The 22,933-nt window shown below is 40.7% G+C and carries 13 protein-coding genes; 6 read left to right on the top strand and 7 right to left on the bottom strand.

Annotated elements, in window-relative coordinates; genetic code table 11:
* Positions 1 to 44 precede the first annotated feature (44 nt).
* On the top strand, positions 45 to 1,013 hold the full coding sequence (locus tag KG708_RS02325; protein WP_213607586.1) for an IS30 family transposase: 969 nt from the start codon (positions 45 to 47) through the stop codon (positions 1,011 to 1,013).
* 70 nt (positions 1,014 to 1,083) lie between these two features.
* Here KG708_RS02325 and recD read toward each other — a convergent pair whose 3' ends face one another.
* The 6 genes from recD to KG708_RS02295 form a co-directional block, all read right to left on the bottom strand.
* Positions 1,084 to 3,102 carry an exodeoxyribonuclease V subunit alpha gene (gene recD, locus KG708_RS02320; RefSeq protein WP_213607919.1) on the bottom strand — a complete coding sequence of 673 codons (2,019 nt, stop codon included), beginning with the start codon at positions 3,100 to 3,102 and terminating at the stop codon, positions 1,084 to 1,086.
* Positions 3,099 to 6,665, bottom strand: coding sequence for an exodeoxyribonuclease V subunit beta (recB, locus tag KG708_RS02315; RefSeq protein WP_213607917.1), 3,567 nt, complete (start codon positions 6,663 to 6,665; stop codon positions 3,099 to 3,101). The genes recD and recB overlap by 4 nt, the downstream gene beginning before the upstream one ends.
* Complete coding sequence (gene recC / locus KG708_RS02310; RefSeq protein ID WP_213607916.1) at positions 6,652 to 9,954, bottom strand: exodeoxyribonuclease V subunit gamma; 3,303 nt, start codon at positions 9,952 to 9,954, stop codon at positions 6,652 to 6,654. The genes recB and recC overlap by 14 nt, the downstream gene beginning before the upstream one ends.
* Before the next feature lie 167 nt (positions 9,955 to 10,121).
* Positions 10,122 to 11,180, bottom strand: coding sequence for an alkaline phosphatase D family protein (locus tag KG708_RS02305; protein ID WP_213607914.1), 1,059 nt, complete (start codon positions 11,178 to 11,180; stop codon positions 10,122 to 10,124).
* The gene (locus KG708_RS02300; protein ID WP_213607912.1) at positions 11,177 to 12,304 is read right to left on the bottom strand and encodes an alkaline phosphatase family protein; all 1,128 of its coding nucleotides are present in this window, start codon (positions 12,302 to 12,304) and stop codon (positions 11,177 to 11,179) included. Before KG708_RS02300 ends, KG708_RS02305 begins: the two co-directional genes overlap by 4 nt.
* A gap of 61 nt (positions 12,305 to 12,365) precedes the next feature.
* A complete protein-coding gene (locus tag KG708_RS02295; protein WP_213607911.1) occupies positions 12,366 to 14,735 on the bottom strand; it encodes a TonB-dependent receptor in 2,370 nt (789 codons plus the stop codon).
* 278 nt (positions 14,736 to 15,013) lie between these two features.
* On the opposite strand from KG708_RS02295, the gene KG708_RS02290 reads away from it, so the two are divergent.
* Positions 15,014 to 16,756, top strand: a complete 1,743-nt coding sequence (locus KG708_RS02290; protein WP_213607909.1) for a PAS domain S-box protein — start codon at positions 15,014 to 15,016, stop codon at positions 16,754 to 16,756.
* Between the two features lie 58 nt (positions 16,757 to 16,814).
* On the opposite strand, the gene KG708_RS02285 is transcribed toward KG708_RS02290, so the two are convergent.
* Positions 16,815 to 17,858: an alkene reductase gene (locus tag KG708_RS02285; RefSeq protein ID WP_213607908.1), complete on the bottom strand. Its 1,044-nt coding sequence runs from the start codon at positions 17,856 to 17,858 to the stop codon at positions 16,815 to 16,817.
* 173 nt (positions 17,859 to 18,031) lie between these two features.
* On the opposite strand from KG708_RS02285, the gene KG708_RS02280 reads away from it, so the two are divergent.
* The 4 genes from KG708_RS02280 (at position 18,032) to KG708_RS02265 (ending at position 22,821) form a co-directional block, all read left to right on the top strand.
* Positions 18,032 to 18,610, top strand: coding sequence for a TetR/AcrR family transcriptional regulator (locus KG708_RS02280; RefSeq protein WP_213607906.1), 579 nt, complete (start codon positions 18,032 to 18,034; stop codon positions 18,608 to 18,610).
* Positions 18,611 to 18,674: 64 nt separating this feature from the next.
* The gene (locus KG708_RS02275) at positions 18,675 to 19,064 is read left to right on the top strand and encodes a DUF2750 domain-containing protein (protein ID WP_213607905.1); all 390 of its coding nucleotides are present in this window, start codon (positions 18,675 to 18,677) and stop codon (positions 19,062 to 19,064) included.
* 274 nt (positions 19,065 to 19,338) lie between these two features.
* Positions 19,339 to 20,442 (top strand): methyl-accepting chemotaxis protein, encoded by a 1,104-nt coding sequence (locus KG708_RS02270; protein ID WP_213607903.1) that lies wholly within the window; start codon positions 19,339 to 19,341, stop codon positions 20,440 to 20,442.
* A 207-nt stretch (positions 20,443 to 20,649) separates the two neighbouring features.
* Positions 20,650 to 22,821: a M3 family metallopeptidase gene (locus KG708_RS02265; RefSeq protein ID WP_213607901.1), complete on the top strand. Its 2,172-nt coding sequence runs from the start codon at positions 20,650 to 20,652 to the stop codon at positions 22,819 to 22,821.
* The last annotated feature ends 112 nt before the right edge of the window (positions 22,822 to 22,933 follow it).

The raw sequence follows: 22,933 nt of genomic DNA, 5'->3' as shown, positions 1-22,933 counted from the left end.
GCTGTTATAATTCGGCCATTTTCTCGCCAAAGGAAATTGCTTTAATGAAATATAAACAGCTGACACAAGAAGAAAGATACCAGATTTACGCGTTAATAAAAGCAGGAAATAACCAAAAACAAATTGCTGATGAACTAACTCGTTCACCGTCATCTATTTCCAGAGAGTTAAAACGCAATAAAGGGCTTAAAGGCTATCGGCCTAACCAAGCCAATAATTTTGCAGAGCAAAGACGCAAATCATCTTTCAAAGCAAGTAAGTTAACAGATGAAGTTACTGAATGGATTAATAAATTGTTGCTTAACGGACTTTCGCCAGAGCAGGTGGCAGGTCGCTTAGCTTTAGAGAAAAAGGTCGTTTTACATCATGAAACGATTTATCAATATATTTACAGGGACAAGGCGCGTGGTGGTGAACTACATAAGACACTCACTCGTGCATGTAAAAAGTATAAAAAACGCTATGGAAGCTACGATAAACGTGGGCAGATAGTTAATCGAGTCAGTATTGATGAACGCCCAAGTATTGTGGATGCAAAGTCTAGGATTGGTGATTGGGAGGGTGACACAGTGATAGGCAAAGGGCGTAAAAATGCCTTTGTCACAATGGTTGAACGTAAAACGTTATATACAATCGTTCACAGAATTGAAAGCAAACATGCGCAAATAACAGCCGATGCGCTGATAAAGTGTATGACACCATATAAAGATAAGGTTATTACCGTGACTTTAGATAATGGAAAAGAGTTTGCTTACCATGAGCATATTGCACAAAAATTAGAAGCGGATGTGTATTTCGCTCACCCATATTCATCATGGGAAAGGGGCATAAATGAGAATACCAACGGCTTACTCAGGCGCTTCTTCCCCAAGGGAACTGACTTTATGGCGCTAAGTGAGTCAGAAATACAGGCGGCAGTTGATAAGCTCAACCATCGGCCAAGAAAGACAAGAGGGTATAAAACTCCTCATGAATTATTTACCGGGCAATCAGAAGTTCTGGTGGCTGCATAATGATTGCACTTAATACTTGAATTCAAGAGAAAAAGAACACCAAAAATAAACGATTAGTATAAGCATTGGGTTACACTAATCGCTCATAGAGTCCTGATGCCCGTGACACACTTTTACCCATCGCCAGTTGCAGTACTTTTTTATCTGCTACCAGCTCAAAGGTCTGCTTTGCGCGGGTAATACCGGTATACACTAATTGCCGGTTAATACCGACGCTCGCTTGCTTAAGTGGTGGCAATACCATAGCAGTGTAACTAAACTCTGAACCTTGCGATTTATGGATGGTCATAACATACACTTTATCGTGCGCTGGGAGTCGTGCAGGTGAAAATGCACGTTCATTACCCTGCTCATCAATAAACAGTGCTTTGAGTTGGCCACTGTCATCAGGCATTAAAATACCTATATCGCCGTTAAAAAGTTTAAGTTGATAATCGTTTTGGCTAATCATAATAGGCATACCCGTGTAATGTCGCTGATTAGGGTTAACGCTAATTAACCCTTGCTGTTGCAATACCCGCTCAATTCGCTGATTCAAACTATTTACGCCATAATCCCCTTCTTTTACCGCAGCAAGTAATTGATAGTTTGCAAAAGCAGCGTGTACCTGTGCCGCATCTTCACCTTTGGCAATTAAATTAAGATAATGGGCATACTGGCTGGCGGCACGTTTAACGAGTTTCTCAATTGGTTGGGCGGCAAAATTATAATCTAAAATAACATCGCTGAAATGCCCTTCACTAGCTTGTTGCTCTACATACTTTAAAATACCACTATTATTACTGTTAACCGCAAGCGCTAGTTGGCCAATACCGCTTTGTGAGTCAAACCGATAGCTATGTTGTAAAAAAGCAATGCAGTCAGCAAGCTTGAATTTACTATTACTTTGCGTCAGTAATTTTGGTTTATTATTAAAACACACGCTATTTAACTCATCACATCGTGCTTGCGAATAGTTTGGCGTAATACCAAGAGTTAAACCTTGACATAAATCACTCATAACACTGCCGGTATCGACTGAAGCAAGCTGGTCTTTATCACCGAGTAAAATCAATCGAGCATGCGCTGGCAGGGCCTCAATTAATTTAGCCATAAGTGATAAATCAACCATACTCGCTTCATCAATAATTAACACATCTAAGTGCAACGGATTTGCCTTATCATGCCTAAATTTATTGGTGAATGGCTTTACCCCCAACAAGCGATGGATTGTTTGAGCCGTATCTGGGATGAGTAATTTAATTTCAGCAGGAATCATACTAAGCTTATTTTTTGCCCCTAAAATTGACTCTGTTAGTCGCGCCGCTGCTTTACCTGTTGGTGCTACCAATTTTATGCTCAATGGCGCTGCTTGATACAAGGACTGTAAAATCGCTAATAGCTTGGTCACCGTGGTGGTTTTACCCGTGCCTGGCCCGCCCGTGATCACACTAAAGCCCTTTGTGGCGGCAATGGCACAGGCTACTTTTTGCCAATCAATATCAATGCTCGGATCATCAGGAAAGTAGCGCGTTAGTAATTGAGCAAGAATTTCATCATCAATATTAAGTTGTCGCTCACTCATTGCCAGCAACCGCTGGGCAAGGGTATGTTCATATTCGGCTAAACGAGAAAAATACAACCGCTGATCAAACAATTGCAACGGCTTTTGATCCCCCACACTATGGTGCGAGAGTAAGTAACTTATTGCTGTTTCGGTAGTAAAACCGTCATTAAATGGGCTAAGAGTGTCAGGTGCGGTGCTTTCTAATTGAGTAAAGTCGCTTTGACGTAAATTAAACGGATTAGCCCAGTCAACCTCTGTTAGGGTTAAACAGCTATGCTGGCTTTGCTGCGATAAACACAGCATTAAAATAAGATAAAAGAGTTCGTCATACCCCTGCTGGGCGTTTGTGCCACTGAGTAATTCCGCTAATTTTACATCAACCACACGCACTCGGTGCTCATTAGTTAAATAAGTGATCAGCGGCACAACTTTCGTGGTTGTATTTACAGGTTCAACTTGCAGTTGATTACGCTGTGCTGTTTTTTCTTCAAGCGCATCGTCAAGCTCATCAAACAAACCGGGTTGTTGATTTAAATCGCTCATAGCATCGCTCCTTGGCTAAATAAGCCATCTAAAATAACCACTTGTTCTGCACTTAATTGTTTAAAGTACACGCCCTCACCTGCTGGCATACCACGCAAAAAGGTATAGTACACACCGCCTAAATGCGTCTCTATTGCGTAATCGGGGATACGCTGTTTTAACAGGCGATGCAGCGCTACGGTATAAATTAAATACTGTAAGTGGTATTGGTGACTCGTCATCGCTTGCTCTAGTTGCTCAGGCTCATAATCTGCGGAGGTGCTGCCTAAATAATTCGATTTATAATCCAAAATATAATATTTACCTTGGTAGCAAAATATTAAATCAATAAAGCCTTTTAATAAGCCTTTAACATGGGCAAATTCAAGGTTGCTGTGTGTAAAACTAAAATGCTTCACCAGTATTTCATTAAGTTTAGGAGCGCTTAGGCTACTAAGAGGCAAGTTAAACTCCATTTCAACGAGGCAATCGCTTGGCGCTAATTGGTTCAAACTTAAATTATTCTTGCTGTTTAGTGGGCAACTCAGCGCATCAAGCACCCATTGCTCGGTAATTTGCTGCCATTGCTCATCAATATGGTATTTTTCAAAGGTACGCTTAACCACAGCTGCAAGATTTTGCTCCGCATTAGTGGGGTGAACAACCGGGCTGGTAAAATCAAGTTGCTCAAATATTTCGTGCAAACAACTACCGGGTTTTGCGCCTTTTGGAAAGCTATACGGTGAGGGAAGTTCATCTTGTTGCACGGCAAACTCATCTCTTTGATGATCTTCATCACTACGCCCGGGGGCTAGTTGGTCAGTATGCTTTTTAAAGCTTAGCGCACTAAAACTGGTTGCTCGCCAATCGCGTTCAATGTGTGCAGTTACTGTATTAATACTCAAGCTTTGCTGTTGAGTGTTACTGCTATTTAGGCAAAGTATACCCTGCTCTAATAATTCACTCGAGGTAAATTGCAGGTACGCCATTGCATCATTGGCATCACAAAACTCGCTCAAATGAGTGCGCCATGTTTGGCTACTGGTTATGTCTAAGTTCGAGAACAATACATGCCCCAGCGCACAACTTTGAATCGCTAAACGACTACTTTGCCCTTGTCCAATGTTATATACACCCAGTGCACAAAAATGCACCGCGCGGGTAAGCGCTACATATAATAAACGCAGGTCTTCTGCTAGGCGTTCTTTTTCTGCTTTTTGCAAGGCAGCTTCGTCTTTACTTAAATCAAAAATTAACTTGCCGTTATTATGATAAAGTGCCTCTTTAGTTTCACGATAACCACTAGCAAATGGCATAAATACCAGCGGGTATTCAAGCCCTTTTGAAGCATGCATAGTAACAATTTTAACTAAGTTAGCGTCGCTTTCTAAGCGAACTTGCACAGTTTCACCCTCTTGCTGGCTCACCTTTTGCGCAAACCAGCGTAATAAGCGCAGTGTCCCTTCAAGCTCTATTTGTTTTTGCTGCAGAATTTCGCCAAGGTGCCTAAAATCGGTGAGCCAACGCTCTACGTTATAACCTAAACCTTGCCATTTAGCGCTGAGCTGATTATGGCTTAGTAAGCGCTCGAGCATCGCCATAGCCCCTTGCTTGTGCCAAATATGGCTAAGTTGGGCAAAAAAGTTTAAATGCTCTTGCCATGCATTTTCATCCTCGGCTAAGGCAAAAATTTCGTTGTAACTTAAACAAAATAACGGCCCCGCGAGCACACCACGAAGCAGCGACTCATCGTATTGGCCGTGCAGCGCAGTTAAAAAATTGAGTAAATGGTGACTTAGCTCTTGGCTAAAGACACTGTCGCGCGACAAATACACGCTGGCAATATTGGCTTTACTCAGCGCTTGCTTCATTATTTGCGCCTCAACACGGTCACGCACCAAGATACAAATATCGGCAGCGCTTACAGGGGTCGCACCAATACAGGCTATGCCTTGATTTGCTTGCTCAAGTAACGTGACTATTTTATTAGCAAAATGGGTGGCTAAATGGGCTTGCCCAACACCTTTATTGGTCGGTTTATTTTTTTCATCGCCCGCTTCATCCACAAACACATTAAATTCAAAGGCGGTGGCCGGTTTGCCATCAATTAAAAATGACTGTTCTGCTTTTTTACCCTTGGCTTTTACCTTATTAAAGGGGATGGCATCGTTATAAATAAAGCTGTTGTCGTATTTGCTAAATAAGCTATTTACGCTGCGAACAATATCGCTGCTGGAACGAAAATTAGTGCCTAGGGTAAATTGTTGCGACTGCTCTACAGCCTTTTTAGCACCTATATAAGTAAATATATCTGCGCCCCTAAACCCATAAATAGCCTGTTTTGGATCGCCTATCATGGCAAGCGTAGTATTGATTTGGCTATAAATTTTACTAAAAATACCGTATTGAATCGGATCGGTATCTTGAAACTCATCAATCATTGCCACCGGAAATAACTGCGCTATTTTTTGCGCGAGCACATCCCCTTGTTCACTATTTAAAGCACTGTATAAATTAGTGAGTAAGTCATCTGGGGTTATTACACTTTGCTCTTGTTTGCGTTTAACTATCGCCGCTTTAACCCAACGCGCAGCATGCTGCACAACCGCTATTTTAAGCCCTTGATTAATGGTGTTGTTAAGTGTGGCTAGTGTGTCAAATTGGCTAATAAGTGGATGAGTCAGTAATGTGCCATTTTTTTTATAATTAGCCGTATTACTTAAATTTTCGCTGCTCCAAACCTCAAACGAATATTTGTTGGTGCCAAATTCAAAAAAGTCATCATTACCTAAACAAAACGCTTCAAGCGCCGCTAAACTGCCTTTTCGAGCGGGTGTTTTTGAGCCACTTAAATCTGATGCTTTCACAGCACCAATAAATTCTTGCTCCAAGCAGGCTTTTTTAAAGACAGGAATAAGATCTAAGTATTCATCTCTCGCTTGCCATACATGCTCTAAATTAACCTGCGGTGTGATTTCAGCATTGGTTTTATTTAAAATACTGCTTACGTGGCTAAATAGTGATTCGGGCGCGGCAAATACCGCTAAAATCGCATCGGTTTTTTCTTTATTAAGCGGGTATACAAACGCGCGCCAAAAATCTTTTATGGTTTCAAGCAGAATATCGCGTTCATCTAAAATAAATTCTAAGTTAAACGCCACTCCCGACTCAAACGCGTGCTGTTTTAGCATTCGCTGACAAAAACCATGAATAGTAAAAATAGCCGCTTCGTCCATTGATTTGGCTGCGGCATCGAGTAAATCAAACGCGCGGTGCTTATCATCAACCGCGGCTATCACGCCTTCTATAAGTTCATCGTTTGGCGCTTGCCCGAGTAAGGCATCACGTGCGGCAATAATACGGCTGCGCACCCTGTCTTTAATTTCTTGAGTGGCGGCATCGGTAAAGGTCACCACTAAAATTTGCTCAACACTTAATGGGGTATTGCGCTCATCCGGTATTTGCATGCCCAATAAATAGCGTAAATACAAACCAGTAATGGTGTAGGTTTTTCCTGTGCCTGCACTGGCTTCAATTAAGCTTTGCCCTGTTAGTGGCATAGTGAGTGGATTAAGCGCTTGCATAGTCACTCTCCTTGGCGTGCTCAAATAACGGGGCGAGTAATTTTTCGCTCCAGTGTATAAATTCGTCTTGGCAATCATTAAGCGATTGCACCGTTAAGCGAATATAGGGGTTTTCTCCCTCGCCTCGGCCAATATATTGAGGGCTAAATTTACTGTTGGCTTTTGTCATATCGCCACCTGTTTTAACGTATTCATAACCGCTCACCGGAAAAAACGCAACGGGGGCTTGACGCAGCGCTTTAAATAACTCAAACCAGTCGGCTAACAATACGTCGGCATCGGCTTTACTCATAGGTGCAAAACTAATTTGTTTATCTAAACCCAGCAATAAGGTTTCAACATTTTGCTGCATGCTTTGCGCTACAAGGTGATAAATAAAGCCTTTTATTAAGTCTTTGGCTTTAATACTGGCGCTGCGGTAAAACACTTGCTTGTGTATGTAAATATGATTTAGCCAGCCTTCTATTGTGGTACCCGCAATTTTAAGTAGCACTTCTACTGGCTCACTTTTACCATGTTTTACTTGCTCTTTCACTTGCCCTGCAAGCGCATCAACTCGGTGTTGCATACTCTCATAAATTAGGCTGCCAACATTAGCTTGCGGCAACTCACCGCGCTGCAGGATTTGTTCGGTGCTAAGCGGCGTATTGTTAATGTTTGCCTCAAGTATTTCGTCAAGATAAAAATAGCGGCGCAGTGCATCTAGGCTAAACGGTTCTTCATCTTTCGCTATATCGTTAAATTGCGGCAAGCGTAACCCTAAGCTTTGCTGATAAAAACTTTCTTGGGCATGGCACACACTACGAATAAACACATCAAGATCAAGTAGCTCAGGAGCCGGTATATTAAGTGCCGTCATTGCTTTTGGCTCAATAGCCTCACTAGGCAGCCAAATAGGGTTATAGCTGTGATTATTTACGCCCACTTGTTCATTATTGCTAGCTGGTGAGTAATATAAGCTATTAAAAGGTTGCAAATGCTGTTGGCTAATAAGGCAGTCTGGCAGGCTTTTATTACTGGGCTCAATCAGAGTAAAACTACGTCCAATATATTCAAGCAACTCGCTCACAAGCGTTGATGGCATACGCGGCTGATTGTCAAAACACGAACGACCGATGTAACTCATATACAGGTTTTCTCGGGCACTGAGGAGCGCCTCTAAAAATAAATAACGGTCATCGAGTTTACGTGAACGGTCACCTTTTTGTTTTTTAGAGTACGGTACTAAGTCAAAACCAATCGGTTGCACCGTGCGCGGGTAATCAGCATCGTTTAAACCTAGCATACACACTACTTTAAAAGGAACGGCGCGCATTGGCATTAATGTACAAAAGTTCACTTGCCCGACTAAAAAACGCTGTCCTACCCCTTTTTCTTGTATGCCTTGCTTGATTAAATAACTCACTATGCGCTGCGACACCGCTTTGCTGTAATCGCCGTTATCATGGTGCTTAGCAATGTCTTCAAGTACGTTTTGCAGCACGAGTAAATCCCAACTGTCTTCGCTTTCGCGCTCGTAAATAGCATTAAGCAATTCACTTAAAATATGGGCTTTATTGGTTAGTGTGTCATCTGGGGTGAGTTTCGTTTTAAAGTCTTGCAATACATCAATAAAATGTACTAATTTATTGAGCGTATCGAGCGCCATGCCCTCAACTTCGTCGGCGCTATAAATGCCGTTAAATGGGCATTGCTCATCACGCTGGGCAATACCGAGTAATAAGCGGTTTAAACCATGTTGCCAGGTGTTTAATTCTATCGCGGGTAAATCAAAACTGCTTTTATGCTCAGCGTTTATCCCCCACTTTACGCCAACACGTTCTAGCCAATAGTGTATTTGCTCATACTCGTGAGCTTCTAGGCCAAATTTATCAGCTATTTGCGTAACTTGTAATAAATCCAGTATGTCTGACACCCCAAAACGCGAAAACGGTAAATTAGCTAAACTGGCAAACGAGCTCAGTACTGGTTTTTCTTGCTCTATGGCTAAATCAGCTAGCGCATACGGTATAAATCGACTGCCCTGTGCACCACCAAAAACAGCCTCTATGTAAGGGCTGTATGTACCTACATCAGGCATCATCACTATAATATCTTTGGGGGTCAGCGCTGGGTTTTGATTAAATAAATTAAGTAAATAATCGTGCAGGCGCTCTACTTCTCGAAGTGGCGTATGGCAGTCACTTAAGGTAATACTGGTATCGGTTGCACTAATAGGCAGCTTACCTTCATCGTTGATAAACCAAGCTTTATTATCGGTGAGCGATTCACCTTTAAAGGCAAGTTGATAAATTTCGCTTTGAATTTGACCAAGCAAAGAGTCGTCAAACGCATCAATAAAGCCATCAATCCAACGGGCATCAAGCTGCACCAGTTGCTCAAAATAATCGCGGCCTAGCTTCCCCCACGACGACAACAACGGATTACCAATAAAATAGTATTCTTCATCGGGATTAGTGTGCTTTTTTTGCTGCGCTTCCACCAGCGGCATTTTGGCATATTTAGCGTTTATTTTAGCCGCTGTTTTTTCATCAATTATGTCGCCCCAATAATGCTCGCTGGGATTAAAAAAGAATAAAAACACCTGTGTTTTTTTACTTAAAGCGACAAACACCTCAAGCTGCGAGCTGGCAATGGCCGATATACCAAACAGGCTAATACGCTTTGGCAATAAGCTGCTATCCATATTCTCAAGGGCGCTGAGTAACTGCCCTTGCATGTTGGCGCGGTGAAATTGGCTTTGCCCAAGTGTTTTGCTTAATTTTACAAGGCGGCGCCATAAATCCGGTTGCCAAGGCGCAATACTAACATCAACATCATCAAGCTCATCAATGCCCTTATCCCACGTCGCTATCCAATGGGGGCGGTACATTAAATATTGGTCATACACATCGGCTATTTTTTCACATAGGGCAAACGTTTTTTGGCCGTCAATATCGCCCTCCAAATAGGTTTTTAGGGGTAAATACAGTGGCTCGTCAATACAAGTAGGTAAAATTGCAAACAGTTTCCAAGCAAGGTTCGGTTTATTAAACGCCGACTCTTTAGGCACGTTTGGCAATAGTTGCTGGTACAACTGCCAAATAAAGCTCGACGGCAGCGGAAAGTCTACCTGCGCAGCCACGCCTAAATTTTCACTTAAACCAATTTTTAGCCACTGCGACATACCCGGCGATTGCACTAACACCACTTCTTTGTCAAAGGGGCTTTGCAATGGGTTTACCTTTAACAGTTGATGAAACTGCGCTTGCAGGGCTTCCATTCGGTTTGATTGAATAATATTGAGCATACGATACCCGCCTTACTTGAGATAAAGCCAGTGTAAGATATTTTCAATTTAAGGGGTAGCGCTAAGGAGAAATTGGCGTTAATAAATCAGCACGTTAGCACAATAATTAACTCACTTTTTAACGCACAGTATAACTACTGTGCGTTTTATTTTCAGAGCGGTCATTATTAATATGGGCTAATACTTGATAAGCTAAATTGGCTTTGCATAATAACCTTGCCATCAATACCTTTTAGTTTAAGTGAAATAGCTGGATCTGTTTGTTGCCAGTCTATGCTTAAATCACCATAGTTTACATTATGCGTGTAATCACCCTCACGGTGCTTGTTAGGGCTAACGTCTTTCCACTTTTCAGTCAGGCCAGAGCTGGTCATTTCAATCAGTGGATAATCAAGGTTTTGTTCATACCTTGATATTTCGCCCCAATGGGTATCGCCGCTAATGATCACCACACCATTTACTTTATATTTTTTAATTAGCGCCAATAAACGGTTTCGATCTTCTGGAAAATTTGCCCACGATTCCCAGCCAGTAAAATCAGGCAGCAACTGCAAGCTTGATGCAATTAACTTGATAGCCGCGGGCTTTTTAAGCTCTTGTTCAAGCCATTGCCACTGCGCCTGGCCTAGCATAGATGCGCCTTTTACTTCACTTGGGCTATAAGGCCCTTGATTATTGGCTGTACGCTCAGTCTTGTATTGTGTTTCACTAACGGGGTTCAGTGCATCGCGGTTAAAGCGTAAATCAGGCATGATCACGTGTACGGTTTGCTCGCCTTCGCCATACATGTACGAGGTGTAAATACCGTCGGGGCGTGTTCTACGTTCTGAGTTTTTTGGCTCTCCCCAAAAATCGAGCATAATTTGCCGTGATGCTTCTTTATGCGGATACTCTTTACCCGCATCGTTTTGACCATAGTCGTGATCGTCCCACATGGCTATGATTGGTGTATTTGCTTTTAAGGTTTTAAAACCGGGCTTTGCGCCTAATCGTTGGTATTTATTTTTAAGCACAGCCATGTCGTTAGTGTCACCGTAAATGTTATCACCTAAAAATATAAATAAATCAGCCTGTTCTTTATTGATCGCGTTAAAAATCGCAATGTCTTTATCTTGATGCCCACATGAACCAAATAAAATTTTAGACGGCGCAGCCATTGCGCTACCACTTAGTGCCAACGCAAGTAACAACGCTGAGTAATTAAACCCATGTAATAACTTTTTCATTTTAAAATCTCACTAATAGCCGGTGCCATATTAGGGTTAATCGTGTCTGGGTTTTGCCCAAGTGCCTTTAAAACGGTGGCGGCAATTTGCGCTTGTTTAAGCTCATTATCGGTTTTTATTAAGCCATTACCTTTAATTGTAGGGCCAATGGCAGCAAGCCAAATATGCTCTGAGCCAATAATCCCCTCAGGAAAAGCCTTTTTACCCTGCTCCGACTTTGCTAATGCCCGTTTAGAGCTGTGATGTTGCCAATCATTCGCGATGCTGCCACGGCCATGATCGGTAGTAACAATTAACGTAGTATTATTTTTATAACCGGGCGTGCTTTGAATGGTTTGCCATAAATCTTTTAAAAATGCATCACTTTGCTTAGCCGACTTTAAATAAGCATCATAATGGCCATCGTGGGCAAAATCGTCAGTTTCTCCTAAGCTAATAACCAGTAATTTTGGCTGTTTAGCCAACATATAAGCTTTGGCAAAGCGATAGGTAAAACTATCTAAACGCACATTATGCCATGGGCTAGGTATTTCTGTTTGTAATGCGTTTAACAGAGGCGCATCGGCAAATAAATCTTCGGCAATGGGCATAAACCCCGCGTTTACATACACACTGCTACGCTTAGTATTTACAATGTAAGGAAACACATCCCAGCTACCAAATAGCGCGGTGCTGTTTTTAAATTCAGGCTGCGCATCTAAACGCTCTAAAATGGTTTTATTTGAATTAAATACTTTATCGTTACTATTAATGCTTTCATCTACTTCACCTGTAAGAATTTCATTGTAACCTGGGTATGAAAAATACCACGGGTTACTCACCGACATCATTGATCCCTTGTTTCTGTCGCCAATAATTACCCCTTGCCTAGCCAGCGTTTGCGTTAAAAACGGCATTAATAATTGCTGACGCTTTTGCGAGTTTTCATCCCAAAACTGGCGCTTTAATTGCGCTGGCTGCTTTACAAAATCTTTGTTATTAATTAGGTTTTTGTCGGCGCCATTAAACACCTCTTGCCAACGCACACCATCAAGGGTTACTAATACGACTTTTTCAGCAGCCACAGCCATTGAGCTTACGCACAAGGTTAATACGAGTAGGCTTGTTTGTATTGTTTTTTGCATGGTTACCTCATTAAAAAGTTACCTTATTAAAAAAGCCCATAAAAATGGGCTTTTTTATTTATTAGAAGTTTGCTGTAAAGGTTAATGCCGCAGTTCGTGGCCCACCAATATAATAGGTGCTCCCGTTTCCTGTTCCCCCAGCTAAGTATCGCTTGTCGGTGACGTTTGTTACTGCAAAGGCAATATCAATTGACTTAAATGGCCCTGCATCTACTTGTGCAGCATAGCCGGCATTGATATCAATGACGGTGTAACCATCTGCTTTACTACGCGCTCGGGTTTGCTCATCTAAAAATGCTCCTTCACGCTCACCTGTGTATTTAGCTGAAATACCAAAACGGAAATCACCACTGTAGTAGTCTGTCGATACCACAAACATATCACTTGGCGCGTCAATAACGGTATCGCCCTTCTTAAAACTTGGCGATGCACTATTGCCTTGCTCATCAGTTAGCAGTACGCCTTTTGAATCGTATGATGCAGGATCGTTAGAGGCATATTCTGAACTGTTATTCGTATACGAGGTATAAATATTCCATTCATTGGTCAACATATAACTTGCTGACAACTCAATACCTTGTGATTCAATCCCGCCCACATTAATGTAAGAGCCATCAGTGCCTATGGTGTAATCAATGCCATCTGTGCTACTACCTGGGGCAATAAAAGTAATGCGGTTATCAAATGTTATCGAGTAAGCGGTGGCGGTTAAGCTTAAACGATCTGCTTTATATCGAACACCAAAGTCAATATTTTCTGCTGTTTCTGGCTCAATGTTGTCAAGCACAGAACCGCCAGTTTCTAATATGCCATCTTTAATTGCTGAAAAGTTTTCGCTAAAACTAGCAAACAATTCAGTATCATTATTAAGCTGGTATAAGCCACCAACGCTAAACAATACATCAGAGTCACTGTTTACTTTATTTGAATTGCTCGCTACAAAATGATCCGTTTTATCTAACTCGACTAAGTACTGCTTTGCACCTAGGTTTAACGTAAAGTCTTTATATGTAATCGAGTCTTGCACGTACCATTTAAACGTATCCATTTCGAATGTATTGTTAAACTGCACCCAGTATGGTGTGCTATCAAAGTGATGATAAACACGCGCATCAATTACTTTGTGCCAATCACGTGACTTATCACGATCAGAACGTTCAAACCAAAAACCTGCTTCTATATCATGCATACCAAATGTGGCAGCATAATTAGCCAACACACCTAAGCGATCTTTTTTATAGTGCGTATGGCGATAAGACATAACCGGCGTTGCTGAATCTGGATAACACGCTGGGTTTAGCCCTGTGCCTGAATCCCACGGCCAGCTTAATGTTTCAGTACAGTTTGCATCAGGTGTAAGAGGGTTACCTTGGCCATCAGTAAAACCGTAGCTGCCCGCGTTACTGCCGCCTTCTTTTGTTGGGTTACCGTTACTATCAACCGGTGAGGCTAAATAAGGTGGGATCCAATCACCACGGCCTGAGTTTTTATGATAATAAGGATTAATTGTTAATAAAGCAGTAGGCGAGAGTGCATACTCAAATTTAATATACCCTAAAGTATTCTCACGATGTGTACCCCAGCCTTCTGCAAACATTTGGTCAAAATGCGGCACACCTGTCCAGTTCCATGTTAAATGGTCCCAGTCTGGGTTTTGCTCAAATTGCTCAACACTCACACTGTTGTAGTTAGTTTCACTTACGTCATCGTATGAAATACGGCCCGTAACAGTCAGTTTGTCAAAATCAGACACAAACTTTGCTTCAATGTGCTGGTTATCTTTACCCCCATTACTGCCATCGCCAATCCAGCGACTCGTATCAGTTTGTGAATAGCTCACATACGCTTGGGTGTTATTAAAAATTGTGCCCGTTTCTTGTTTGATAAAAAAACGACTCGCGTTGTGATCGCCCGTTGTGTAAGCAAATGTGGTGCTTTTTTCTGTGCTTGGCTCTTTACTTACAAAATTAAATGTACCGCCTAACGCCTCAAGTGATGCCGAGCCAATGTTTGAGGTGCCTTGACCCACTTCAACGGTGGCTAAGTTTTCACTGTCTAGGTAACGGTTGGCTTTTGCCCCACCGCCATAATTAGAGCCGCCATTAGGTATACCATCAATTGTCATACCTAGTTGCTGTTGATTACCATCAATACTAAAACCACGCATAGTAATAGTGGTAGACCAGTCATCGCCACCAAACGCATCGCCTTCGTTTATGCTTATACCTGGTAAGTTATCAATAACCGAAAGTACGCTAGATACTGCACTTTGTTGTTCCATCATTGCAGGCTCAATAACATTACTTGCGTAACTTGTTGGCTTTGCTGTTACTGTGACTTCTTCTATTTCTTTGTCACTGGCATAAGCAGATGTTGATACTGCCATGGCAATAGCCATGCTCAAAATCGATTTATTTTTTAAAGCGTACATTGTTGTCCCGTTTGATTTTAATTATAAAAAGTTATTAATAAAACGGGCACAGTCTAGGTTTTTAATATGACAAAAAAAATGGAATTTATTGACAGAATAATTAAAAAAACATGAGTTAATTATGACGTTAAAGTAGTAAGCAAAAATAATTAAAGATTCGTAAAATAACAATATTTAGCCTAAAAGCGCGGTTTAACACAAAGTTAAGTGCTTCTTTTGCAATTAGGTTTTTCTAGACTATCTTTTTTATTAACTCTTTAATTATAGGTAGTTGCACTATGTTGTTTAATTTTTTCGCTAATAGCGCTGAGCAAGCATTAAAACAGTCTATTACGGCAATTGTTTCTATAGATGAAAAAAATAATATTGTCTTTTATAACAAAGCCGCAGAAAAATTATGGGGCTACACAGAAGATGAAGTATTAGGTCAAAATATACGTAAACTAGTACCTGACGAACATAAACAAAACCACGACAACTATGTAAATCACCACAGAGAAACCGGACAAGACAAAATTGTTGGCAGCCACCGAGAAGTAGAATTACAAACTAAATCAGGGAATCGAATTTGGGTCGAGCTAGCCCTTTCGCAGGTAAAAGTAAATAACAGCAAACATTACACCGCTTTCATTAGAGATATAACAGCAGAGCGTGAAGCAAAAGAGGTTAACGAGCAATCGTTAGAGCAAGCTCTTGATGCCGTTGTATGCATTGATGAGAATAATTGTATTACCTTATACAACAAAGCTGCTGAAACACTGTGGGGTTACACTAAACAAGAAGTGATGGGAAAAAATGTAAAAATGCTAGTACCTCATGCAATACAACATAACCATGATGAGCTTGTAAACGCAAACAGAAAAACAGGTGTAGATAAAATAGTGGGCACCAGTAGAGAAGTTGAAATTGAACGCAAAGATGGAACAATTGTATGGGGGAGATTATCGCTATCGAAAATAAAATTAGCTGATCGCGTTATTTACACTGCGTTTATTAAAAACGTAACCCAAGAGGTGATAACAAGGGAAGAACAGCGGATGCTATCACTTGTTGCAAACGAAACAGACAACGCTGTAATAATTACTGACCCTAGCGGCTATATTCAGTATGTAAACAATGGTTTTGAGCGTTTAACTGGGTACGCTTTAAGTGAAATAAAAGGTAAAAAGCCAGGCAGTTTTTTACAAGGTAAAGATTCAGATAAAAATATGATAGACATTATTCGCACACACCTTAAAAATCGGACAGCCTTTTACGGAGAAATCTTAAACTATACAAAATCTGGACGTGCTTACTGGACCTCGCTGTCTATCAACCCAGTTATAAGAGAGGGTGAATTAGAAAATTACATTGCTGTTCAAGCTGATATAACTGAAGTAAAGCAAATGGCGCTAGATTTCACCAACAAGTTAGAAACTATCGGCGAGTCCATTGCTATGCTACAAGTTTCTCTTCAAGGTGAAGTGCTCGATTGTAACGTATTATTAAAAACAGCATTAAAACCCAATTTTTCTGTAGAGGAATTTGCTAAAAATTTGATTTCTGATCTTAGCGTTGAAGAAAAAGCATTTTTAGATAAAAACAAACATATCTCAAAAACCTATGAGCTTGAAAAACACCAGCAGTATGTTGCCTTTGACGCAAGAATATGCGCTCTTCGTAATGTTAATGGTGAAACTACCAGCTATATGTTTATAGGCTTAAATATAACAGAAAGAAAAACAGCGGTTAATCAAACTCAAGTATCAATGAAAGAATTATTAGACATAAGCCAAACCATCAGCAAAATAGTAGAAACAATTAATGCTATTTCAGAGCAAACAAACTTACTTGCACTCAATGCCGCTATTGAAGCCGCTCGAGCCGGTGAAATGGGACGCGGTTTTGCCGTTGTTGCTGACGAAGTAAGGACCCTAGCAGGTAATTCAAAGGCCTCTTCTGAAGAAATAAACGGCTATATAAAAGAAACCGTTACTAAAATTCAAGAACTAGCAGAGCTATCTAAAAAAATAGATTCATAAATCCGCTTTTAAGTAATAAGCCCACATTTGTGGGCTTATACTAAGAACTCTTTAAAACTTAAACTAACTTAGCCAGCATTTCATCATTATAAGCAATCACTTCTTCGCCATTTTTAATTTTGCTAATGTAATCTGGATTAGCAATAAGTGGGCGGCCAATGGCAATTAAATCAAATTTATTATCGTTAATCGCTTCCTTTGCGGTTTCAAAGCTGTAACTCCCTACGCCTACTAACGTGCCTTTATAACCTGCACGTAAAAATTCAGACGTTGATTTACCATCAAGTGAATCAAAACGCATGCTGTCATCAAAAATACCGCCATGTAAATAGGCTAATTTACGGTTTTCAAGCTCAGGCAGTAAGTAATCAAATACCGCTTTATCGCGACTGTCTTCACTCATATTAAAATAAGCACCGGGTGTTAAGCGCATAGCAGTACGCTCATTGCCTACTATTTTAATAATGGCATCGGTAACTTCAAGGGCAAAACGCGACATATTCTCTGGAGTTTGCCCATATTCATCATCCCGCTCATTGGCTGCATAATGCAAAAATTGGTCAATTAGGTAACCGTTTGCACCGTGAATTTCCACGCCATCAAACCCGGCTTCCATCGCGTTTTCGGCCGCTTTTGCGTAGTCAGCCACTAAGCCTTTAATATCATCTTTAGTTGCCGGTTTAGGTGTAACGTAAGTAAGCTCGCGCATACGCGGTACTGAACCTTCAACCCCTATTGCCGATGGCGCCAGAACATCACCACCAAAAAAGTGAGGATGTGCAACACGACCAACATGCCATAATTGCGCAAATATTTTACCTCCATTGGCATGCACGGCATCAGTGACTTTTTTCCAACCTTGAATTTGTTCACTAGTGAAGATCCCCGGTGTATTTGGGTAACCTTGCGCATCGGCACGAATAATAATTGCTTCACTAATAATTAATCCTACATCAGCACGGCGAGCGTAGTAATCAACCATCGCTTGTGTTGGCACTAAGTTATCATCTGCCATACAACGAGTTAGTGGTGCCATTAGTACGCGATTTTGAAGTTCAATGCTGTTATTTAATTTAAAAGGTGAAAGTAAGTCGGTCGACATAATATTTATCCTTTGTTGAATGTACATTCAAGATAGGGCCACTTGAATGAATATTCAAGTATAATTTTGAAACTTTGTTCAAGATTGCGTAAACTACTTTACTTGAGCTCAACGCAAGGTAGGCTTATTGTTGAGAGTTCGCTTTACCTACTCTGCCAACCAAAAGAGTCATTATGAGAACTGCAGAATTTGATACAGAGTTTGTACTGCGCCAAGCAATGGCGATGTTTATGCTTCACGGCTATGCAAAAACCAGTATGCAAAAACTGACTCAAGCAACCCATTTACATCCGGGCTCGTTATACGCGGCATTTGGAAGTAAAAAAGGCATTTTTTTAGCCGCTACTGAGCAATACCAAACCGATCGTAATACTCAATTTACTGCTCTTTTTGAGCACAGCAGTTGTATTTTAGAGACGCTGAAACAATACCTTAATATCATTGTGCAAGAATGCATTGACGGTGAAGCAACCAAAGTGTGCCTGCTCACAAAAAGCATTAGCGAGGTAGAGGGTAATGACCCCCAAATTTGCCACGTACTGCGTACTAATTTAACTGCATACGAGCATGCCTTTGCGCAGCAGCTACAAAAAGCAATTGATAATAAAGAAATTACCAATGGCCGCAGTGCCATAGAGCTGGCACGATTTTGTGTTATGGGTATATATGGATTACGCACCTACGCATTAACAAACCAAGACCCCGACGCACTAAACCAACTAGCCAATGAGCTACTAGCAGCCATCAGCTAAACTAAATTTTAAAGCGCAGCAGCTCGCTGCTCTTTGTATACTCCACCGTGAGAGAGAGCCAAAAATGACCACCGACAATTTATCAAAGCAAGACGACGTAATTTTAGGCCTTGGCGCAAAAAAACGACTCGCATACATGTACGAAACCGTGCAGCAGTTTAAGCAAGTGTGGATTTTAAACGATGACGACGGCTGCGTAATGCTCACAAACGAAGACGACGATTGCGTGCCAGTATGGCCAACACGAGAATTCGCACAAGCCTGGGCAACGGGCGAATGGCAAGGCTGTACACCTAAAGCAATTCCAACTAACGATTGGTTTAGCCGCTGGACACCCGGCCTTGAAGAGGACGATTTGCTGATTGCCGTGTTCCCTACCGAAGACGACGACGGCACTATTTTATTCCCAGATGAATTTCAAGCACAATTAACTAAACCAATTAGAAAGTACTAAGGCCGCCCTGAGCAAACTTTTCGTCCACATTAAGACGAAAAGTTTGATTTACCAAAGGTATAAAGTAACCACTAAGACATGCTACAACTTACTATTTAATCACCGACGAGCATAAATTCCACTCGCATTAACAAACAAAATTAAGTAATCTACATTTTATTATTACAAAAATGCAACTTTATACTTATTCGCTTAATTGAGTGTGCCATTTTCATATTTGTCCCCTCAAAATAATTAGTTGTAATTAATCCCCTGCGTTTAAAGTGAGGCTTTCATGCTCTTTAGTTCAAAATATAAAGATAAAATTAACGATTTAAATAACGAGTTAAACCAATTAAAAAAAGCCAATCAAGTGCTTGAAGCACAATTATTAGCAGCAAATACCGAAAAAACACAATTACATGACAGTGAAGTAACAAATAATACAGCCTATGTAAAACAGCGTGAATTAAACACATTGTCATTACAATCATCTGATTTAATTGGTGAAATAAGAGAAAGTTTAGCATCTACTTCGCATAAGTTAATAAATGATATTGCGTCATTTAAATCATCTCAAGAGTTACTTGATACCATTTTAACTATGCTAGCTACTACATCATCGTCGACGCATAATATTTCGCGAGACACAAAATCAGCTTCTGAGTCTGTTAAAGAATTACAATCAGTTACCACCGGAATTAATGATTTTGTAAATATTATCAAAGGGATTTCTGATCAAACAAATTTACTCGCGCTCAATGCTGCTATTGAAGCCGCAAGAGCCGGAGAGCAAGGCCGAGGCTTTGCGGTCGTTGCCGACGAAGTAAGAACACTTGCTCAACGTTCTTCTGATGCATCTAACGAAATTTCTAATTTAATAGATAAAGTTAACGAACAAATGCAAAGTGTTGTTACTAGCATTACAAACGTAAGTGAAGAAAGCGACGGCATTGCAAACAGTTCTTCAGAAATTGATACGACAGCTAAAAAAGTGGTTGAGCTATCACAAAATATGTATCAGGTTATTATTAACTCAAGTGCAGATGCATTTATTCAAACAGTAAAGATGGATCATATCGTATGGAAGTACGATATTTACAAGGTTATATTAGGGCAATCAACTAAAACCGCAGACGACTTCTCAGATCATACAATGTGCCGATTAGGACAATGGTACTACCAAGGTGAAGGGGCATTAAAATACTCAAAAATAAATGACTTTAAAGCATTAGAAACGCCCCACGAAGACGTCCATAAAAACGGCTTTGCTGCTCTAGCGGCTTATCAATCGGGAGATCTGAGCACGGCCATAGAAAAAATATCAATGATGGAGCAAGCAAGCTTTAAAGTCGTCGATATACTGAGCTCATTATCACACCAAATAATGAAAAGTTAATTTTTAATAAGTAAAAGCCTACCATGCATCGCTAAAAATAATTGCACTGCACCGAGGCGTTAAAAACTTACTATCGTTGAATCAAAAAAGTAAATAACCTGTTTATCGCAGCTAACCTCAAGTTTATCGCAACCTAAGTGTAGTTGCTTTTAAGTCAACGTATTCTTTAGCCAACAAATTAAAAGTAAACAAAAAGAGAACGTACATATGAAAACTTTACTCGCTACGGCGATCAGCTCTGCGCTTTTACTAACAGCGTGTTCAGAGCCAAATGTAAACACTGATACGACACAACAAAACAAACAACAAACGGTATCAACACACGCTCAACATGCTACAAACCCATTGTTAGAAAAAAGTACATTACAGTACCAAACACCTGATTTTAATGCGATTAAAGATGAGCACTTTCTGCCTGCTTTTAATCAAGGCATGACGCAGCAAATGAGCCAAGTTAAGGCTATTATTGATAATATCGCTCCTGCAACCTTTGAAAATACAATTATAGCATTAGAGCAAAGTGGTGAATTATTAACCCGAGCAAGCAGCATTTTTTACAACCTTGCAGGCTCTAGTTCAAACCCTGAGCGCCGTGAACTTCAAAAAGAACTTGCGCCTAAATTAGCCGCGCACAGCGATAACATCTTTTTAAATGATGCATTATTTAAAAAAGTCGCATCATTATATGAAAAAGCCGACGCCCTTGAATTAAACCCACAACAAGCACGACTGTTAGACGTTTACTACAAACGTTTTGTACGCTCTGGCGCTAAGCTTAATGACGATCAAAAACAGCAAATACGTGATATAAACGCGTCATTATCAAGCCTAACCACACAATTTTCACAAAACTTATTAGCATTGAGCAAAAGTAACGTGGTTATAGTGAAAGACAAAAGTGAGTTAGACGGGTTATCAGCAGGTCAAATTGAGCAATTTGCCAATGCAGCCACTGAAGCTGGTCACGATGGACAATATTTAATAAAAATCACCAACACAACTCGTCAGCCTGTTTTAGCGTCATTAAAAAATCGTGATTTACGTGAAAAAATATGGCGAGCATCTGCAGAGCGTGCACTTGATGGTGAATACAGTAACCGTGATATTGTTGCACAACTGGTTCAATTAAGAGCACAAAAAGCAAAGCTATTAGGCTACGACAGCTGGGCTGATTTTGGTTTAGAATCGCAAATGGCTAAAAAACCACAAGCTGTTTTTGATATGTTTGCAAGCATGGTGCCAAGGCTAACGCAAAATGTAGCGTTAGAAGCAGCCGATATTCAAGAAAAAATTAACCAATCAGGCGAACAATTTGAGCTTAAACCGTGGGATTGGCTATATTACGCAGAGCAAGTACGTCAAGATAAGTACAACCTTGATGAAAAAGCAGTTAAAGAATATTTTGAGTTTAACCGTGTTTTAGAAGACGGTGTGTTCTTTACTATGAATCGCTTGTATGGCATTACATTTAAACCACGTACCGATTTACCTGTGTACCACCCTGATGTAAAAGCGTATGAAGTATTTGATGCAAATGGTGAAAGCCTTGCGATCTTTTTTGCAGATTACTTTGCTCGTGAAGGCAAGCGTGGTGGCGCATGGATGAGCTCGTTTGTTAAGCAATCTGGCATGGATGAGCAAAAACCGGTTGTCGTGAATGTAATGAACATTCAAAAAGCCCCTAAGGGTGAAGCAACACTCATTAGTTACGATGAAACAACCACTATTTTCCATGAACTTGGTCATGGCTTGCACGGTATGCTTTCTAAAGTTAAATACCCAACCTTATCTGGCACATCGGTTTCAAGAGACTTTGTAGAGTTTCCATCAACGTTTGAAGAAGATTGGGCAATGCACCCTGAGGTCATTGCAAACTATGCTAAACATTACCAAACAAGTGAGCCAATCCCTGATGAACTGCTTGAAAAAGTGATTAAATCGCGCAGCTTTAACCAAGGTTTTGATACATTAGAATATGTATCTGCTGCCCTATTAGATATGGAATGGCACTCATTACCAGCAGACGCACCATTGCAAGACATCGAAAAATTTGAACAAGACGTACTAAAAAAACATGGTGTTGACGTACCATTTGTACCGCCTCGTTATAAATCTGCGTTCTTCTCTCATTCAATGGGCGGCGGATACTCAGCAGGCTACTACGCTTACATGTGGAGTGAAATTTTAGCGGCCGATGCATTTGCTTATGTACAAGAGCGAGGGGGCTTAAAACGCGAACTAGGCGACAAATACCGTAAAGAAATACTTGAAGTTGGCAACTCGCGTGACCTTATGGAATCCTATAAAGCATTTAGAGGCCAAGAGCCAGACACCTCTGCACTATTAAAACGCCGAGGCTTAACAACAACTGTTGAGTAACAAGCAGCTATACAAAGGCTTGATAACGTATCGTTATCAAGCTTTTTTACCCCCCAATACATACACCCAAACAAAACATATTACCCACCAAACGTAGGTCGGTTAAGTGGCA

It is taken from the genome of Pseudoalteromonas sp. (assembly GCF_018402495.1).
GTDB lineage: Bacteria > Pseudomonadota > Gammaproteobacteria > Enterobacterales > Alteromonadaceae > Pseudoalteromonas.
This window is presented reverse-complemented; position numbering and strand designations above follow the sequence as displayed.

Excerpts from the sequence above, each read along its gene's own strand:
- KG708_RS02325 (WP_213607586.1), top strand. The coding sequence starts at position 45 with ATGAAATATAAACAGCTGACACAAGAAGAAAGATACCAGATTTACGCG.
- recD (WP_213607919.1), bottom strand. The coding sequence starts at position 3,102 with ATGAGCGATTTAAATCAACAACCCGGTTTGTTTGATGAGCTTGACGAT.
- recB (WP_213607917.1), bottom strand. The coding sequence starts at position 6,665 with ATGCAAGCGCTTAATCCACTCACTATGCCACTAACAGGGCAAAGCTTA.
- recC (WP_213607916.1), bottom strand. The coding sequence starts at position 9,954 with ATGCTCAATATTATTCAATCAAACCGAATGGAAGCCCTGCAAGCGCAG.
- KG708_RS02305 (WP_213607914.1), bottom strand. The coding sequence starts at position 11,180 with ATGAAAAAGTTATTACATGGGTTTAATTACTCAGCGTTGTTACTTGCG.
- KG708_RS02300 (WP_213607912.1), bottom strand. The coding sequence starts at position 12,304 with ATGCAAAAAACAATACAAACAAGCCTACTCGTATTAACCTTGTGCGTA.
- KG708_RS02295 (WP_213607911.1), bottom strand. The coding sequence starts at position 14,735 with ATGTACGCTTTAAAAAATAAATCGATTTTGAGCATGGCTATTGCCATG.
- KG708_RS02290 (WP_213607909.1), top strand. The coding sequence starts at position 15,014 with ATGTTGTTTAATTTTTTCGCTAATAGCGCTGAGCAAGCATTAAAACAG.
- KG708_RS02285 (WP_213607908.1), bottom strand. The coding sequence starts at position 17,858 with ATGTCGACCGACTTACTTTCACCTTTTAAATTAAATAACAGCATTGAA.
- KG708_RS02280 (WP_213607906.1), top strand. The coding sequence starts at position 18,032 with ATGAGAACTGCAGAATTTGATACAGAGTTTGTACTGCGCCAAGCAATG.
- KG708_RS02275 (WP_213607905.1), top strand. The coding sequence starts at position 18,675 with ATGACCACCGACAATTTATCAAAGCAAGACGACGTAATTTTAGGCCTT.
- KG708_RS02270 (WP_213607903.1), top strand. The coding sequence starts at position 19,339 with ATGCTCTTTAGTTCAAAATATAAAGATAAAATTAACGATTTAAATAAC.
- KG708_RS02265 (WP_213607901.1), top strand. The coding sequence starts at position 20,650 with ATGAAAACTTTACTCGCTACGGCGATCAGCTCTGCGCTTTTACTAACA.